Source organism: Pseudomonas fuscovaginae SE-1, assembly GCF_000364705.1.
GTDB classification, from domain to species: domain Bacteria; phylum Pseudomonadota; class Gammaproteobacteria; order Pseudomonadales; family Pseudomonadaceae; genus Aquipseudomonas; species Aquipseudomonas fuscovaginae_A.
The window spans coordinates 1-16,144 of record NZ_AQOH01000067.1; the positions used below are offsets into that span (position 1 = coordinate 1).

At 65.6% G+C, this 16,144-nt stretch carries 13 protein-coding genes; 6 read left to right on the top strand and 7 right to left on the bottom strand.

Annotation, left to right across the window (positions count from 1 at the left end; all coding sequences use genetic code 11):
• Positions 1-100: 100 nt before the first annotated feature.
• From K675_RS0107655 to gshB, 7 genes are all read right to left on the bottom strand, one after another.
• Positions 101-1,372, bottom strand: coding sequence for a dihydroorotase (locus tag K675_RS0107655; protein ID WP_017902921.1), 1,272 nt, complete (start codon positions 1,370-1,372; stop codon positions 101-103).
• Positions 1,369-2,373 carry an aspartate carbamoyltransferase catalytic subunit gene (locus K675_RS0107660; protein ID WP_017902922.1) on the bottom strand — a complete coding sequence of 335 codons (1,005 nt, stop codon included), beginning with the start codon at positions 2,371-2,373 and terminating at the stop codon, positions 1,369-1,371. Before K675_RS0107660 ends, K675_RS0107655 begins: the two co-directional genes overlap by 4 nt.
• Positions 2,374-2,388: 15 nt before the next feature.
• Positions 2,389-2,904 (bottom strand): bifunctional pyr operon transcriptional regulator/uracil phosphoribosyltransferase PyrR, encoded by a 516-nt coding sequence (gene pyrR / locus K675_RS0107665; RefSeq protein ID WP_017902923.1) that lies wholly within the window; start codon positions 2,902-2,904, stop codon positions 2,389-2,391.
• A gap of 67 nt (positions 2,905-2,971) precedes the next feature.
• Positions 2,972-3,412: a Holliday junction resolvase RuvX gene (ruvX, locus tag K675_RS0107670; protein ID WP_017902924.1), complete on the bottom strand. Its 441-nt coding sequence runs from the start codon at positions 3,410-3,412 to the stop codon at positions 2,972-2,974.
• Positions 3,412-3,981, bottom strand: coding sequence for a YqgE/AlgH family protein (locus K675_RS0107675; RefSeq protein WP_017902925.1), 570 nt, complete (start codon positions 3,979-3,981; stop codon positions 3,412-3,414). Before K675_RS0107675 ends, ruvX begins: the two co-directional genes overlap by 1 nt.
• A gap of 48 nt (positions 3,982-4,029) precedes the next feature.
• Positions 4,030-4,929 (bottom strand): energy transducer TonB, encoded by a 900-nt coding sequence (locus K675_RS0107680; protein ID WP_017902926.1) that lies wholly within the window; start codon positions 4,927-4,929, stop codon positions 4,030-4,032.
• A 77-nt stretch (positions 4,930-5,006) separates the two neighbouring features.
• The gene (gene gshB / locus K675_RS0107685; protein ID WP_026145014.1) at positions 5,007-5,960 is read right to left on the bottom strand and encodes a glutathione synthase; all 954 of its coding nucleotides are present in this window, start codon (positions 5,958-5,960) and stop codon (positions 5,007-5,009) included.
• 236 nt (positions 5,961-6,196) lie between these two features.
• On the opposite strand from gshB, the gene pilG reads away from it, so the two are divergent.
• Genes pilG through K675_RS0107715 form a run of 6 tightly spaced genes read left to right on the top strand, consistent with a single transcriptional unit; the run spans position 6,197 to position 16,035 of the window.
• A complete protein-coding gene (pilG, locus tag K675_RS0107690) occupies positions 6,197-6,604 on the top strand; it encodes a twitching motility response regulator PilG (RefSeq protein WP_026145015.1) in 408 nt (135 codons plus the stop codon).
• A 45-nt stretch (positions 6,605-6,649) separates the two neighbouring features.
• Positions 6,650-7,015 carry a twitching motility response regulator PilH gene (gene pilH / locus K675_RS0107695; protein ID WP_017902929.1) on the top strand — a complete coding sequence of 122 codons (366 nt, stop codon included), beginning with the start codon at positions 6,650-6,652 and terminating at the stop codon, positions 7,013-7,015.
• A 12-nt stretch (positions 7,016-7,027) separates the two neighbouring features.
• Positions 7,028-7,567, top strand: a complete 540-nt coding sequence (locus K675_RS0107700) for a chemotaxis protein CheW (RefSeq protein WP_017902930.1) — start codon at positions 7,028-7,030, stop codon at positions 7,565-7,567.
• Positions 7,568-7,624: 57 nt separating this feature from the next.
• Positions 7,625-9,682, top strand: a complete 2,058-nt coding sequence (locus K675_RS0107705; protein ID WP_017902931.1) for a methyl-accepting chemotaxis protein — start codon at positions 7,625-7,627, stop codon at positions 9,680-9,682.
• 7 nt (positions 9,683-9,689) lie between these two features.
• Positions 9,690-15,587 carry an Hpt domain-containing protein gene (locus K675_RS0107710; RefSeq protein ID WP_017902932.1) on the top strand — a complete coding sequence of 1,966 codons (5,898 nt, stop codon included), beginning with the start codon at positions 9,690-9,692 and terminating at the stop codon, positions 15,585-15,587.
• Positions 15,580-16,035, top strand: coding sequence for a chemotaxis protein CheW (locus K675_RS0107715; protein ID WP_026145016.1), 456 nt, complete (start codon positions 15,580-15,582; stop codon positions 16,033-16,035). The genes K675_RS0107710 and K675_RS0107715 overlap by 8 nt, the downstream gene beginning before the upstream one ends.
• Positions 16,036-16,144 lie beyond the last annotated feature (109 nt).

Sequence of the window (16,144 nt, forward strand, 5' to 3'; positions counted from 1 at the left end):
GCCTTGCCTGACCTTCGTCTCAAGACTTTTCAGACAAAGCCTAGCCCATTCGGCACAGGGTCATGGGAGCGGGCTTGCCCGCGAAGGGCACACTGTGGTCTTACGCCTGGTGCGTAATCCGCCCATCCATCAGCGTATAGCGCACCGTACCTGGCAGCGCATGGCCGATGAACGGGCAGTTCTCGCCACGCGACAGCCATTGCTCTCCGGCCACGGTGGAGGTACCCGGATCGAACAGCACCAGGTCCGCCGCGGCACCTACCGCCAGCTTGCCCGCCGGCAGGCGCAGGGCGTCGGCGGGGCCGGCGCTCAGGCGAGCCAGCAGGGTCGGCAGGTCGAGCAGGCCGTCTTCCACCAGGGTCAGGGCCAGCGGCAGCAGCAGCTCGACGCTGCTGATGCCTGGTTCGGTCGCACCGAACGGGGCCAGCTTGGCATCACGCTCGTGTGGTTGGTGGTGGCTGGAGATGGCACTGATCACCCCGGACTTCACCGCTTCGCGCAGGCCGTCGCGATCGGCGCGGGTGCGCAGTGGCGGTTGCACGTGGTACAGGCTGGAGAAGTCGATCAGCGCCTCGTCGGTCAGGATCAACTGATACAACGCCACGTCGGCGGTGACCCGCAGACCCTTGGCCTGGGCCTGGGCGATCAGGGCCGCGCCACGGGCGCTGGTCAGTTGGCTGAAGTGTGCGCGTACGCCGGTCTGCTCGACCAACAGCAGGTCACGGGCCAGGGCCACGGTCTCGGCGGTTTCCGGAATCCCCGGCAGGCCGAGGAAGCTGGCGGTCGGGCCTTCGTGGGCCAGGCCGCCTTCAGCCAGGTCATGATCCTGGGAGTGGAACACCACCGTCAGGTCGAACGTGGCCGCGTATTCCAGTGCACGGCACAGGGTGCGGGTGTTGCGGAAACTGTCCAGGCCGTTGCCGAACGCCACGCAGCCGGCATCGCGCAGGGCCACCAGCTCGGCCAGTTGCTCGCCTTCCAGGCCCTTGCTCAGGGCGCCGATCGGAAACACCTTGGTATTGCCGGCCTCGCGGGCGCGGTCGAGGATCAGCTCGGCGACCGCCGAGGTATCCAGTACCGGCTTGGTCCGGGGTGGGCAGCACAGGCTGGTGACACCGCCGGCGGCGGCGGCACGGGTTTCGCTGGCAATGCTGCCCTTGCGGCTGTAGCCCGGCTCGCGCAGGGCGACGTTCAGGTCGACCAGCCCGGGGGCGGCGACCAGGCCCTTGGCGTCGAGGGTTTCAGCCGGCTCGAAGCCAGCCGGAGCGGCACCGATGGCGACGATCCTGCCGGCTTCCAGGTGCAGGTCGCTGACCTGGTCCAGGCCGCTGCTCGGGTCGATGACGCGGGCGCCGATAATGCTGAGCTTCACTGGGCGTTCTCCTGCTCGAATTGGCGCTGGGCAGTCTGTCCGCTCATGGCCATGGACAGCACGGCCATGCGTACGGCGATGCCGTAGGTAACCTGGTTGAGAATGACCGAGCGCGGACCGTCGGCCACCGCCGATTCGATCTCCACGCCGCGGTTGATCGGGCCCGGGTGCATCACGATGGCATCCGGCTTGGCGCCGGCCAGGCGCGTGGTGGTCAGGCCGAATAGGCGGTAGAACTCGCCTTCGCTGGGCAGCAGGCCACCGGTCATGCGCTCGCGCTGCAGGCGCAGCATGATCACCACGTCGACGTCCTTCAGGCCTTCGGTCATGTCGGTGTAGACCTTCACGCCATACTGTTCGATGCCGATCGGCACCAGCGTCTTCGGCGCGATCACGCGGATATCCGGGCAGCCCAGGGTCTTGAGCGCGAGCATGTTCGAGCGGGCGACCCGCGAGTGCAGGATGTCGCCGACGATCGCCACCGAGAGGTTTTCGAAGCCGCCCTTGTGCCGACGGATGGTCAGCATGTCGAGCATGCCCTGGGTCGGGTGCGCGTGGCGGCCGTCCCCGCCGTTGATGATCGCCACCTGCGGGCAGACGTGTTCGGCGATGAAGTGTGCGGCACCGGAGTCGGAATGGCGCACCACGAACATGTCGGCGGCCATGGCTTCCAGGTTGCGCAGGGTGTCGAGCAGGGTTTCGCCCTTGCTCGCGGACGAGGTCGACACGTTCAGCGTGATCACGTCGGCCGACAGCCGCTGGGCTGCCAGCTCGAAGGTGGTGCGGGTACGGGTGGAGTTCTCGAAGAACACGTTGCACACGGTCTTGCCGCGCAGCAGCGGGACTTTCTTCACCGCCCGGGCACCGACTTCGAGGAACGAGTCGGCGGTGTCGAGGATTTCGGTCAGCAGCTCGCGGGGCAGGCCGTCGAGCGACAGGAAGTGGCGCAACTGGCCCTGATCATTGAGCTGCAGGGGGCGCTTGGCGTCTGAGGGCGTCATCGCAGAGGACTCTTTTTAAGGTGCTTGAAGGGCCAGATCTTGAAGTTCAAGCTGGAGCGGCGCGGGGCCGGACAATTTTACCCGTTCCGTGGGGGCCAGGGACAGGGTTGCCCCCACCACATTCGGCCGGATCGGCAGCTCGGCGGCCTCCAGGTCCAGCAGGCAGACCAGGGTCACGCTGGCCGGGCGGCCATAGTCGAACAGTTCATTGAGGGCGGCACGGATGGTCCGGCCGCTCATCAGCACGTCGTCGATCAGCACCAGGTGCTGGCCTTCGATCTCGAAAGGCAGCTCCGAAGGCCGTACCTGCGGGTGCAGGCCGTTCTGGCTGAAGTCGTCGCGGTAGAAGGACACGTCCAGGGTGCCCAGCGGCGAGTCGCTGCCCAGGGCCTTGAGCAGTGCCTGGGCGACCCAGACGCCGCCGGTGCGGATGCCGATGTAGCGCGGGGTGTCGATGGCTCGCTGCTGCAGATGGGCCTTTAGGCGGTCGGCCATCTGGTCGATCAGTTCGGCGGGATTGGGCAGGCTCATGATGGCTCCTTCAAGGGCCCCGCCCGACAGGCGCGGCGAGGCTGAGACGGTACGACGCACGGCGCCGTCAGGATTCGGGGGATACGGGGTTTTCTTCGATCCAGCTTTGCAGCAGCAGTTTGGCGGCGATGGCGTCCACCGGGTTGTCGCGGTAGCTGCCTTTCTGCCCGCCCTTGGCCATGCGCTCGCCCTTGGCCTCGAAGGTGGTCAGGCGCTCGTCCTGGGTGAAGAACGGCACGTTGTAGCGGCCATTGAGGCGGCGGGCGAATTTTTCCGCGCGGGCGCACATCTCGCTGGGCGTGCCATCCATGTTCAGGGGCAGGCCGACCACCACCGCGTCGGGTTTCCACTCCTTGATCAGGGCTTCGACCTGGTGCCAGTCGGGCACGCCGTTCTGTGCCTTGAGGGTGCACAGCTCGCGGGCCTGGCCGGTGACCATCTGGCCGACGGCAACGCCGATCTGCCGGGTACCGTAGTCGAAACCCAGCAGCAGACGAATATTGGCCATCAGGCGTGGCCCGCCTGGCTGGTGAGCAGGCTGAGGTTGACGCCCAGGTGCGCGGCGGCGGCGGCCAGGCGGTCTTCGCTATCGGTGTTGAAAAGGATTTCCGGCGAGAACGGGCAAGTCAGCCAGGCATTGTCGGCCAGCTCGGCCTCCAGTTGCCCGGCTTCCCAGCCGGCGTAACCGAGGGTGATCAGGCTGCGTTCGGGGCCGACGCCATCGGCGATGGCGAACAGCACGTCCTGGGAGGTCGACAGCGCCAGCCCTTCGAGTTCGACGGTGGCCTGGTAGGTCTTGCCGATGGGATGCAGGACGAAGCCGCGATCGGTCTGCACCGGGCCGCCGGAGTAGATCGGAATATGCTGGCACAACGCCGGTGGGTCGATATCGGGGCGCAACTGTTCGAGGATATCGGCCAGGTTCAGCGATTGCGGACGGTTGATCACCAGTCCCATGGCACCGTTTGCGCTGTGCTCGACGATATAGGTCACCGTCTGCGCAAAGTTCGGGTCGGCCATATGCGGCATGGCGATCAGGAAGTGATGCTTGAGGTACGTCGGGGCGAGGTTTTTCATGAACCCTAGTGTGGCGTTGGGCAGCCGAACTGACAAGCACGATGGCGCTCAATTGCTGGACAGCCGGTCCCCCCGGGCGAAACGCCAGGTGCGGATGATCTCCAGGCGGTCGATGTCCGACAGGTCGCCGGTAAACGGCGCGAACGGCGCCGCCAGGCGGACGATGCGCTGCGCCGCCTGGTCCAGCAGCGGCTGGCCGGACGATTCCAGCACCAGCACCTCGTACAGCGAACCGTCGCGGTTGATCGACACCATCAGCCGCAGGCTGCCATAGATCTGCTGGCGACGGGCCTCCTCGGGGTAGTTGAGGTTGCCGATCCGCTCGACCTTCTTGCGCCATTCGTCCTTGTACCAGGCACCCTTGTCGCGCATGGTCGAGGCTGCGCTCAGGCGATGGATACGTGGCCGCTTGGCATAGAGCTGGCGTTCCTTGGCCAGTTCCGCCTCCAGGCTGGCAATGTCGCTGGACAACTGCGAGCTGTCGAAGGTCGGCGTCTCGGCCTTGGGCGTGGCTTCGGGCTTGGGTTCTTCGTGGCGGGTGACGGTTTTCTTCGGTTTGGGCGCGACGGTGGCGACCGCCGCCTTGGGCGTCGCCTCGGTGACCTGCGGCTTGGCCGGCGGTGGCGTGGCCACCTTGTTGACGGCGTTGTCCTGGAACGGCGCGACCTCGGTGGTGGTCGGGATCGCCTTTTTATCCAGGGTACCGCTGCCTTGCTGGTTTTCCTGGGCGAGGAAGTCGGCCTTGGCCGGCTTGGTCTCGCTCTTGAAGGTGGCCAGGGTGATTTCCAGGGTCCTGCTGACCTGCTTGGGCTCGACGAAGCTGAATCCCACCCCGAGCAGCAGCGCCAGGTGGATCAGCGCGGCGAGAAACAGGGTAAAGCCGAGCCTGTCGGCCGGGCGCACGCCGGTGCGGTAGAGTTCGGGAGGCAGATCGGCGGGGAGAGTCATGACCAGAAAACCAACATCACGCGTATCGGAGGCGGTGCATCATAGCGCAATGTTGGTTCCATCTCGGCTGTTCTACATCAACGGCTCTTGAGCTTCTGCTCAATGGCATCCATCAGCAGGCTGCCGATGTGGGTGCCGAAGGCGTTGTCGATCTCGCGGATGCAGGTCGGGCTGGTGACGTTGATCTCCGTCAGGTGCTCGCCGATGACGTCCAGTCCTACGAACAGCAGGCCCTTTTCCCGCAAGGTCGGTCCGACCTGGGCGGCGATCCAGCGGTCGCGCTCGGTCAGTGGCCGGGCTTCGCCACGGCCGCCAGCGGCCAGGTTGCCGCGGGTTTCGCCGCTGGCCGGGATGCGCGCCAGGCAATAGGGGACCGGTTCGCCATCGACCATCAGGATGCGCTTGTCGCCGTCCTTGATCGCCGGCAGGTAGGCCTGGGCCATGATCTGCTGGCTGCCCAGGGCGGTCAGGGTCTCGAGGATCACCGACAGGTTCGGATCGCCGACCCGGTGGCGGAAGATCGAGGTGCCGCCCATGCCGTCCAGCGGCTTGAGGATCACGTCACCGTGTTTGGCGGCGAATTCACGCAGCACGTCGGCGCGGCGGCTGACCACGGTCGGTGGCGTGCACTGCGGGAACTGGGTGGCGAACAGTTTCTCGTTGCAGTCGCGCAGGCTCTGGGGCTTGTTCACCACCAGCACGCCGGCCCGTTCGGCCTGCTCCAGCAGGTAGGTGGAGTAGACGAACTCCATGTCGAACGGCGGGTCCTTGCGCATCAGGATCACGTCCAGGTCGCTCAGGGCCGTATCGGTTTGCGCTTCCAGTTCGAACCAGTGCTCGGGGTTGGCGAACACCTTCAGCGGTTTCATCCGGGCCCGGGCCACGCCGGCGTCCTGGTAAAGGTCCTGCTGTTCCATGTAGAACAGGCTCCAGCCGCGCTCCTGGGCGGCCAGCAGCATGGCCAGCGAGCTGTCCTTCTTGTAGGAAATGCTCGCGATGGGGTCCATGACAATCCCGAGACGAACGCTCATGGGCTATATCCTCTGTAGGCCGTGATGGCCGTAATGACTTGAAAAGTGGCGTCAGAGTGGCGCTGCGAATGTTTGCGGTCAAGGAAAAGCTCGGTCTCGGGCCGCGCATGGATTGCGTAGGGAGACTGTGCTAAAAAGGTTCGCATCCTGTACGAAATCCTTCCACATCAAGGGTTTCGCGCCCGAAAACCGGGCATCCCCGGAAAACGCGTCGCTGTGGCGATGGTAGAGCAGATATGGAACAGCATTCCACAGCCTTGAAAGTCATGGTCATCGATGACTCCAAGACGATTCGTCGTACCGCCGAGACGTTGCTCAAGCATGTCGGTTGCGAGGTCATCACCGCCGTCGACGGTTTCGAAGCATTGGCCAAGATTGCCGATCACCATCCGGGCATCATCTTCGTCGATATCATGATGCCGCGCCTGGATGGCTATCAGACCTGCGCGGTGGTCAAGAACAACAGTGCGTTCAAGTCGACGCCGGTGATCATGCTGTCTTCCAAGGACAGCCTGTTCGACAAGGCCAAGGGGCGTATCGTCGGTTCTGATCAGTTTTTGACCAAGCCTTTTAGCAAGGACGAGTTGCTGAACGCGATCAAGGCGCATGTCCCGGGGTTCGCGGCAGTAGAACAAGCACTTTGACGGGCGGCCGCCGGGCCGCCTGCTTTATAAGAAATGGGGAGCACCATGGCACGCATCCTGATCGTCGATGATTCGCCGACTGAAATGTACAAACTGACCGGCATGCTGGAAAAACACGGTCATGAAGTCCTCAAGGCCGAGAACGGTGCCGACGGCGTGGCCCTGGCTCGCCAGGAAAAGCCCGATGCGGTGCTGATGGATATCGTCATGCCTGGCCTCAATGGCTTCCAGGCGACCCGGCAACTGACCAAGGACCCGGAAACCGCGGCGATCCCGGTGATCATCATCACCACCAAGGACCAGGAAACCGACAAGGTCTGGGGCACGCGCCAGGGTGCCAGGGACTACTTGACCAAGCCGGTCGAAGAGGAAACCCTGCTCAAGACCCTGAACAGCGTCCTGGCCGGTTGACGGCCGGCAGCCATGGCCGAATCGCAGACCGCCTTTGCCCTCCTGCTGGAGATCGACCAGCGCTGTCGGGCGCTGGCGGCCGACCTGCCGTCCCAGGAAACCCGTCAGGATACCTGGAGCGGCATCGGTTTCCGCTTGGGCGAGCAGTGGTACGTGGCACCCATGGGCGAAGTCGCCGAAGTGCTGCATGAGCCGCGCTACACCCTGTTGCCGGGGGTGAAGCCCTGGGTCAAGGGCGTGGCCAACCTGCGTGGACGGCTGCTGCCGATCATGGATCTGTGCGGTTTCTTCGGTCATGAATTGTCGGTGTTGCGCAAGCAGCGCCGGGTACTGGTGCTGGAGTACAAGGATGTGTTCGCCGGCTTGCTGGTGGATGAGGTGGCGGGCATGCAGCATTTTCCCCGGGACAGCCGGCAGATGCAGTCGCTCGAGTGTCCGGAACCGATGGTCGCGCCCTTCGTGCAGGGCCGTTTCGAACGTGGGCGCAACTGGTGGGTGTTCAGCCCGTTCAGCCTGGCGCAGGCTCCGGGGTTTCTTGATGTTGCAGTCTAATCATGTGTCCGGCTTTCGCGGGGCCCGTTCCCACGGCAGTACAGGCAGAGGCCTGAGATGATCAAAGGCAAAACCGGCAATCCCGAGCAGGCCTCGCGCAGTCGTTCACAGATCATCGTGCTCTTCATCGCGCTGATCGTGTTCATCATGCTGTTGTTCGCCAACTTCGCCTACCTGAACACCCAGGCCACCTACGACAAGCAGTACATCAGCCACGCCGGCGAGCTGCGCGTGCTGTCCCAGCGTATCGCCAAGAACGCCACCGAGGCGGCTTCCGGCAAGGCCGCGGCGTTCAAGCTGCTCAGCGACGCGCGCAACGATTTCGCCCAGCGCTGGGGCTACCTGAAGAAGGGCGACCCGTCCACCGGCCTGCCCGCCGCGCCGCCGACCGTGCGCAATGAAATGCATGCGGTGCAGCAGGACTGGGAAAGCCTGCTGAAAAACACCGACGCGATCCTCGCCAGCGAACAGACCGTGCTGTCCCTGCACCAGGTGGCGGCGACCCTGGCCGAAACCGTGCCGCAGCTGCAGGTCGAGTACGAGAAGGTCGTGGAAATCCTGCTGCAGCGTGGAGCGCCGGCGGCCCAAGTGGCCATGGCCCAGCGCCAGTCGTTGCTCGCCGAGCGCATTCTCGGCGCGGTGAACACCGTGCTGGCCGGCGACGAGACCTCGTCCCAGGCCGCCGACGCGTTCGGTCGCGATGCGGCGCGTTTCGGCCAGGTGCTCAATGGCATGCTGCAGGGCAATGCCGCGCTGAAGATTTCCCAGGTCGAGGACAAGGACGCCCGGGCCCGCCTCGGCGAGATTGCCGAACTGTTCGAGTTCGTCTCCGGCTCGGTCGACGAGATCCTCGAAACCTCACCGGAACTGTTCCAGGTCCGTGAATCCGCCAGCAGTATCTTCAGCCTGTCGCAGACCCTGCTGGACGAAGCCTCGCACCTGGCCAACGGTTTCGAGAACCTGGCGGGCGGGCGCTCCCTCGATACCATCGGCGGTTATGTGCTCGGCCTGCTGGCGCTGGCCTCGATCATCCTGATCGGCCTGGTGATGGTCCGCGAGACCAACCGTCAGTTGCGCGAGACTGCGCAAAAGAACGAGCGCAACCAGCATGCGATCATGCGCCTGCTGGATGAAATCGAGGACCTGGCCGACGGCGACCTGACCGTGACCGCCTCGGTGACCGAAGACTTCACCGGGACCATTGCCGACTCGATCAACTATTCGGTGGACCAGTTGCGCGACCTGGTCGCGACCATCAACCTCACCGCCGGCAAGGTCGCCGCCGCCGTGCAGGAAACCCAGGCCACCGCGATGCAGTTGGCCGAGGCCTCCGAGCACCAGGCCCAGCAGATCAGCGAAGCGTCCGCGGCGATCAGCGACATGGCCCAGTCCATCGACCAGGTGTCGGCCAACGCCGCCGAATCCTCGGCGGTGGCCGAGCGTTCGGTGGAAATCGCCAACAAGGGCAACGAGGTGGTGCACAACACCATCCACGGCATGGACAACATTCGCGAGCAGATCCAGGACACCGCCAAGCGTATCAAGCGCCTGGGCGAGTCTTCCCAGGAGATCGGCGATATCGTCAGCCTGATCGACGACATTGCCGAACAGACCAACATCCTCGCGCTCAACGCGGCGATCCAGGCTTCCATGGCCGGCGACGCCGGCCGCGGTTTTGCGGTGGTCGCCGACGAAGTCCAGCGCCTGGCGGAGCGTTCGTCCGCCGCCACCCGGCAGATCGAGACGCTGGTGCGGGCGATCCAGGCCGACACCAACGAAGCGGTGATCTCCATGGAGCAGACCACCACCGAAGTGGTGCGTGGTGCGCGCCTGGCGCAGGATGCCGGGGTGGCGCTGGAAGAAATCGAAGGGGTCTCGAAAACCCTGGCCGCCCTGATCCAGAGCATCTTCAACGCCGCCCAGCAGCAAACCTCGTCGGCCGGGCAGATCTCGTTGACCATGAACGTGATTCAGCAGATCACCACCCAGACATCCTCCGGTTCGACCGCCACCGCCGAAAGCATCGGCAACCTGGCGAAGATGGCCAGCCAACTGCGGCGCTCGGTCTCCGGCTTTACCTTGCCCCAGGCGCAAGATGCGCGTGAAACCCGGTAGTACGAGCATGAGCGACCAGCAGCATGACTACGTGGCCCTGGAGTGGGTCAAGGGCGAGATCGCCGACACCCTGAAGCAGGCCCGGCAGGCCCTGGATGGCCTCGACGAGCCGGAGCATGGGGGCGAGGAAATCGCCGATTGCCTGGCCTGCATCCACCAGGTGCATGGCAGCCTGCAGATGGTCGAGTTCTACGGTGCGGCACTGCTGGCCGAGGAAATGGAGCAACTGGTGCTGGCCCTGCAGCAGGGCCGGGTCAGCGAGCCCGCCGAAGCCGTCAGCCTGTTGCGCCAGGCGTTTGCCCAACTGCCCCTGTACCTGGACCGGGTGCACGGTGCCCGGCGTGACCTGCCGCTGGTGGTGCTGCCGTTGCTCAACGACCTGCGCAGTGCCCGAGGCGAAAGCCTGCTCTCGGAAACCAGCCTGTTCAGTCCGGTGCTGCCGGAACTGCCGCCGCTCGCTGCCGAGGCGCTGTCCCAGCGGGCTCCGGCGGAACTGCCGGGGCTGCTGCGCAAGTGGCGGCAGATGCTGCAGACCGCTCTGGTCGGGCTGTTGCGCGAACAGGACGACGCGACCAACCTGGGTTACATGGCCAAGGTGTTCAACCGTCTCGAAAGCCTTTGCCAGGACGCACCGCTGGTACCGCTCTGGCAGGTCGGCTCGGCGTTGGTCGAAGGCATGCTCGCCGGTGCGATCGGCAACAGCCCGGCACTGCGCAGCCTGCTCAAGGATGCCGACCGGGAGCTCAAGCGCCTGCTGGAACAGGGCATCGGGGGCATCAACCAGGCGGCACCGGACGAATTGCTCAAGAGCCTGCTGTTCTACATCGCCAAGGCCGAGCAGCCCACCGCGCAGATGCGCGTGCTCAAGGAGCGCTACGGCCTCGACGAAGCGCTGCCGGACACCCGCGTGGTTGACGAGGAGCGCGCGCACCTGGCCGGTCCCGACCGTGACGCCATGCGCTCGGTGGTCTCGGCGCTCTGCGAGGAACTGGTGCGGGTCAAGGAGCGGCTGGAGCTGTTCGTGCGCAGCGACCGCCAGCACGCCGACGACCTGACCGGCCTGCTGGCGCCGTTGCGGCAGATCGCCGATACCCTGGCGGTGCTCGGCTTCGGCCAGCCGCGCAAGGTGATCATCGACCAACTGGCGGTGGTCCAGGGCCTGGCCCAGGGCCAGCGCGCCCCCAATGACGCAGTGCTGATGGATGTCGCCGGGGCCCTGCTCTATGTCGAGGCGACGCTGGCCGGGATGGTCGGCACGGTTGAACCGCAGGGCCGTGAAGAAAGCGGCCTGCCGACCACCGACCTGACCCTGATCCACCAGATCGTGATCCGCGAGGCACTGCTTTGCCTGCAGCAGGCCAAGGATCTGATCGTCGACTACATCGATGCCAACTGGGACCGCGAGCGCCTGGGGCCACTGCCCGAGCTGCTGACCCAGGTGCGGGGGGCGCTGTCGATGATTCCCCTGGGCCGCGCCGCGAGCCTGCTGGAAACCTGCAACCACTATATCCGCGAGCACCTGATCGAGGAGTCGGCCGCACCGCCCTGGCAGCAGCTCGATCGTCTTGCCGATGCGCTGAGCGGAATCGAGTACTACCTCGAACGCCTGGCGCAAGACCACGAGGCCCTCGGCGAGCAGGTGCTGGACAAGGTCGAGCAGAGCCTGGACGCCCTGGGCTATGCGCCAGTGGAACTGGAGGTGCCGTTGCTCGAAGAGGCGCTGAGCCCTACCGAGGCACTGGTGATGCAGGATCTGCAGGAGCTGGACGACCCCCATGTGGTGCAGTCCCTGGCCGATATGCTGGCCACTCCGGTCTCGGAGCTCAATCCGCCGGCCCGCCAGGTGCCCCGCAGCCTGCTGCCGCCGCCGTCCGACGAGCCGCCGGTGGATGACGAATTGCGCGAGGTGTTTCTCGAGGAGGCCGCCGAGGTCCTCGATGCCCTGCGTGACTACCTGCCACGTTGGGTCGCCGACCTTGAAGGCAAGTCGGCCCTGGGCGAATTGCGCCGGGCCTTCCATACCCTCAAGGGCAGCGGCCGGATGGTCCGCGCACTGGTGCTGGCCGAGCTGGCCTGGGCCATGGAGAACCTGCTCAACCGGGTACTGGAGCGCAGCCTGGAGCCCGCGCCCGAGGTATCGCAAGTGATCGAGGAAGTTCTGCGCCTGCTGCCGGAACTGATCGACGAATTCGCCGCCGGTGCCCAGCGCCAGCGTGACGATGTCGACCAACTGGCGGCCCGCGCCCATGGCCTGGCGAGCACTGGCGATGGGCCAGAAGGCGATGACGCGCAAGAGCTTGACCGGCAGTTGCTGGAAATCTTCCGCGCTGAAGCCGAGTCCCACCTCGACAGTCTCAATCATTTTCTCGAACAGGCAGCCGAACACCTGCCGTTGCAGGTCAGCGACGAGTTGCAGCGGGCCTTGCACACCCTCAAGGGCAGCGCCTACATGGCCGGCGTGCTGCCGATGGCCGAACTGGCCGCGCCGCTCTACTACCTGGTGCGCGAGTTCAAGGCCCATCTGCTGGCGCTGGACCTGGACGAAGTCGAACTGCTGTTCGAGGCCGAAGATCTGTTTCGCCGGGGCCTGCAGCAACTGGCGGACGATCCGCTGATCGCCATCGACGGTGCACCGGCACTGATCCGCCGGGCCGAGGACCTGCTGGCGCAGCGGCTCGAAGCCCTGTTGAGCGTACCGGTCGGCGCCCAGCGGGCGCGCCGCGATCCGCAACTGATCAACAGCTTCCTGGCCCAGGGCATGGACATCCTGCTGGATGCCGAGAGCCTGCTGCAGCGTTGGCAGCAGCATCCTGGCGAGCGCCAGGAACTCAACGACCTGTTGGACGAACTGACCACGCTCGGCCAGGGCGCGCATCTCGCCGATCTGGAGCCGGTGGACGAGCTGTGCGAAGCCCTGCTGGATATCTACGGGGCTGTCGAGGAAAGCAGCCTGGCGGTCAGCGAGCGGTTTTTCCATGAGGCGCAGCAGGCCCATGAAGCGCTGATCAACATGCTCGATGAACTGGCCGCCGGCCAGGCGATCCATCCGCAGCCGATCCGCATCCGCGCCTTGCGCGAATTGCTCGACGAGGCGCTCGAGCCGTCCGCCACCGGGCTGATCAGGTCCGGCGGCGGTCATGCGCCGAGTATCAGTGAACTGGGCGCGGCCACCGCCGCCGCTCAGCTCGAAGAGCGGGTGGACCTGGACGACGAGATCGTCGCGATCTTCCTCGAAGAGGCGGCGGATATTCTCGACAGCGCCGGGCTGGCCCTGCAGCGTTGGCTCGACGAGCCGGACAACGGCGCCTCGCTGCTGGCCCTGCAGCGCGACCTGCATACCCTCAAGGGGGGCGCACGGATGGCCGAGGTGGGCCCGGTCGGCGACCTGGCCCATGAGCTGGAGAACCTTTACGAGGGCCTGTTGGACCGGCGTTTCAGTCATTCGCCGGCACTGGCCTGGCTGCTGCAGAAAAGCCATGACCAACTGGCCGTCATGCTCGAGCAGTTGCAGGCACAGCAGCCGCTGAACGATCCGGCACCCTTGATCGACAGTCTCCAGGCGTTCCGCCAGCAGGGCGTCGAGCCGCCTGCGCCGGCACCGGTCGAGCCGCCCGTGAGCGGCGGCGACCCGGAACTGCTCGAGGTTTTTCTCGAGGAAGGCTTCGACATCATCGAAAGCTCCGGCGCGGCCTTGCAGCGCTGGCGCGCCGAGCCGTCGAGCCGCCAGGAAGTGGAAACCCTGCTGCGCGACCTGCATACCCTCAAGGGAGGGGCGCGGATGGTCGAGATCGCGTCCATTGGCGACCTGGCCCACGAGCTGGAGTTTCTCTACGAAGGTGTGTCGACCATGCTCCTGCAGCCTGGCGAGGCGCTGTTCGACCTGCTGCAGGCCGGTCACGACCGTCTGGCACAGATGCTCGATGCCGTGCGCGCCGAGCAGCCGGTGCCGCCGGCCGATGCACTGATCGCCGAGATCCAGGCGTTTGGTCGGCAGCCGCCGCCCGAGCCACCGCCGGTGGTGGAGCCGCCGGCACCTGCGGTGCTCAAGAGCGAGCCGGAGGCTGAGCGTCCACCCCAGGACATGGTCAAGGTGTCCGCCGATCTGCTGGAGGACCTGGTCAACCTCGCGGGCGAGACGTCGATCTTCCGTGGGCGCATCGAGCAGCAGGTGAATGACGCCAAGGTCGCGCTCAATGAAATGGAAACCACCATCGAGCGGATGCGCGACCAGTTGCGCCGGCTCGACACCGAGACCCAGGGGCGGATTCTCAGCCGCCAGCAGGTGGAAGCCGAGCGCCTGGGCTACGAGGAATTCGACCCCCTGGAGATGGACCGCCATTCGCAGTTGCAGCAGTTGTCCCGCGCCTTGTTCGAGTCGGCGTCCGACCTGCTGGATCTCAAGGAGACGCTGGCCGGGCGCAACCAGGACGCCGAGAACCTGCTGTTGCAGCAGGCACGGGTCAACACCGAATTGCAGGAAGGCCTGATGCGCACGCGCATGGTGCCGTTCGAGCGCATGGTGCCGCGGTTGAAGCGGGTGGTGCGGCAGGTGGCGGCGGAGCTGGGCAAGGACGTCGATTTCGTCGTCGGCAATGCCGAGGGCGAGGTTGACCGCAACGTGCTCGAACGCATGGTCGCGCCGCTGGAACACATGCTGCGCAACGCCGTCGACCACGGCCTGGAAAGCACCGAAGTGCGGCGTGCGGCCGGCAAGCCGGAGCAGGGGCGGATCACTCTCGACCTGTCCCATGAAGGCGGTGACATCGTTTTCGACATCCATGACGACGGCGCCGGGGTCCCGCTCGACGCGGTGCGGCGCAAGGCGATCAAGCGCGGGATGATCGACGAGGACACGCCGATCAGCGACCGCGATGTGTTGCAGTTCATCCTTCAGCCGGGCTTCTCCACCGCCGAACGCATCACGCAGATTTCCGGGCGTGGCGTCGGCATGGACGTGGTCCATGAGGAAGTGCGGCAGTTGGGCGGGACCATGACCATCGACTCGATCAAGGGCCAGGGCGTGCACTTCCAGATTCGCCTGCCGTTCAGTGTCTCGGTGAACCGGGCACTGATGGTGCAATGTGGCGATGAACAGTATGCGGTGCCGCTCAATACCGTCGAAGGCCTGGTGCGGGTCCTGCCCAATGAGCTGGAGGGGTATTACCAGGTCAATCCGCCGCGTTACGAGTACGCCGGGCAGACTTATGAACTGCGCTACCTGGGCGAACTGCTGAAAACCGTCAGCAAGCCCAGGCTGCTGGGGCTGAGCCAGCCGCTGCCGGTGCTGCTGGTGCACTGCAACGAGCAGCGGGTGGCCCTGCATGTCGACAGCCTGGCCGGCTCCCGCGAGATCGTGGTGAAAAGTCTGGGCCCGCAGTTCGCCGCGGTCTCGGGGCTGTCGGGGGCGACGATCCTCGGTGATGGTCGGGTGGTGCTGATCCTCGATCTGCTGGCTCATGTCCGCACCTCTCAGGCCTGGGTGCCGGTGCCACGAGCGCTGAGCGACCTGGCGGGCGACCTCGCACCGCTGCGGCCGCGACTGGTGCTGGTGGTGGACGATTCGGTCACCGTGCGCAAGGTCACCAGCCGCCTGCTGGAGCGCAACGGCATGAACGTGCTCACCGCCAAGGATGGTGTCGATGCGATGAGCCTGTTGCAGGAGCACACCCCGGACCTGATGTTGCTGGACATCGAAATGCCGCGCATGGACGGCTTCGAGGTGGCGACCCGGGTACGCAGCGATCCGCGCCTCAAGGATCTGCCGATCATCATGATCACCTCCCGTACCGGCCAGAAACACCGCGACCGGGCCATGGCCATCGGCGTCAACGACTACCTGGGCAAGCCGTACCAGGAGTCGGTGCTGTTGGAGAGTATCGCCCAGTGGAGCCATGCCCATGCATGAACACCGTGCCAGCAGCCTGACCGGGTTGATGTTGCCCCTGGCCGATCGCTACCTGCTGCTGCCGAACGTGGCGGTGGCCGAGCTGATCGACTTCCAGCGCGGCGAGCCGGCCAGCGACGCACCGCCGTGGTACCTGCGGCAGGTGACCTGGCGCGATCGCCAGTTGCCGCTGATCAGCTTCGAAGCAGCCTGTGGCGGGGCGATCGCCGTGGGCGAGCGGGCGCGAATCGTGGTCCTCAACACCCTTGGCGGGCGCCCTGAACTGCGCTTTATCGCCCTGGTGATCCAGGGCATTCCGCGCTCCTACAAGCTCGACAGCCAGCTGAGTTTCGTCGACGTGCCGCTGTGCCCGCTGGAAAAGGCTGCGGTGCAGGTGGGTGAACTGGTGGCAAAGATTCCGGATCTGCCGGGGTTGGAACGCCTGGTGCTGGCGTCGGGTCTGGCTTGAGGCCGGGTTCTGCGGATGAAGGCTCTTGCGCGGCGCGGCGGTGTCCGTACTCGATGCCAGCCTTTGAAAAGCCCCTCCTTGTCTGAATCAATCGTTAACCTCAGCGTAA

Coding starts and splice junctions, on each gene's coding strand:
- K675_RS0107660 (WP_017902922.1), bottom strand. CDS start 2,373: ATGACGCCCTCAGACGCCAAGCGCCCCCTGCAGCTCAATGATCAGGGC.
- pyrR (WP_017902923.1), bottom strand. CDS start 2,904: ATGAGCCTGCCCAATCCCGCCGAACTGATCGACCAGATGGCCGACCGC.
- ruvX (WP_017902924.1), bottom strand. CDS start 3,412: ATGGCCAATATTCGTCTGCTGCTGGGTTTCGACTACGGTACCCGGCAG.
- K675_RS0107675 (WP_017902925.1), bottom strand. CDS start 3,981: ATGAAAAACCTCGCCCCGACGTACCTCAAGCATCACTTCCTGATCGCC.
- K675_RS0107680 (WP_017902926.1), bottom strand. CDS start 4,929: ATGACTCTCCCCGCCGATCTGCCTCCCGAACTCTACCGCACCGGCGTG.
- gshB (WP_026145014.1), bottom strand. CDS start 5,960: ATGAGCGTTCGTCTCGGGATTGTCATGGACCCCATCGCGAGCATTTCC.
- pilG (WP_026145015.1), top strand. CDS start 6,197: ATGGAACAGCATTCCACAGCCTTGAAAGTCATGGTCATCGATGACTCC.
- pilH (WP_017902929.1), top strand. CDS start 6,650: ATGGCACGCATCCTGATCGTCGATGATTCGCCGACTGAAATGTACAAA.
- K675_RS0107700 (WP_017902930.1), top strand. CDS start 7,028: ATGGCCGAATCGCAGACCGCCTTTGCCCTCCTGCTGGAGATCGACCAG.
- K675_RS0107705 (WP_017902931.1), top strand. CDS start 7,625: ATGATCAAAGGCAAAACCGGCAATCCCGAGCAGGCCTCGCGCAGTCGT.
- K675_RS0107710 (WP_017902932.1), top strand. CDS start 9,690: ATGAGCGACCAGCAGCATGACTACGTGGCCCTGGAGTGGGTCAAGGGC.
- K675_RS0107715 (WP_026145016.1), top strand. CDS start 15,580: ATGCATGAACACCGTGCCAGCAGCCTGACCGGGTTGATGTTGCCCCTG.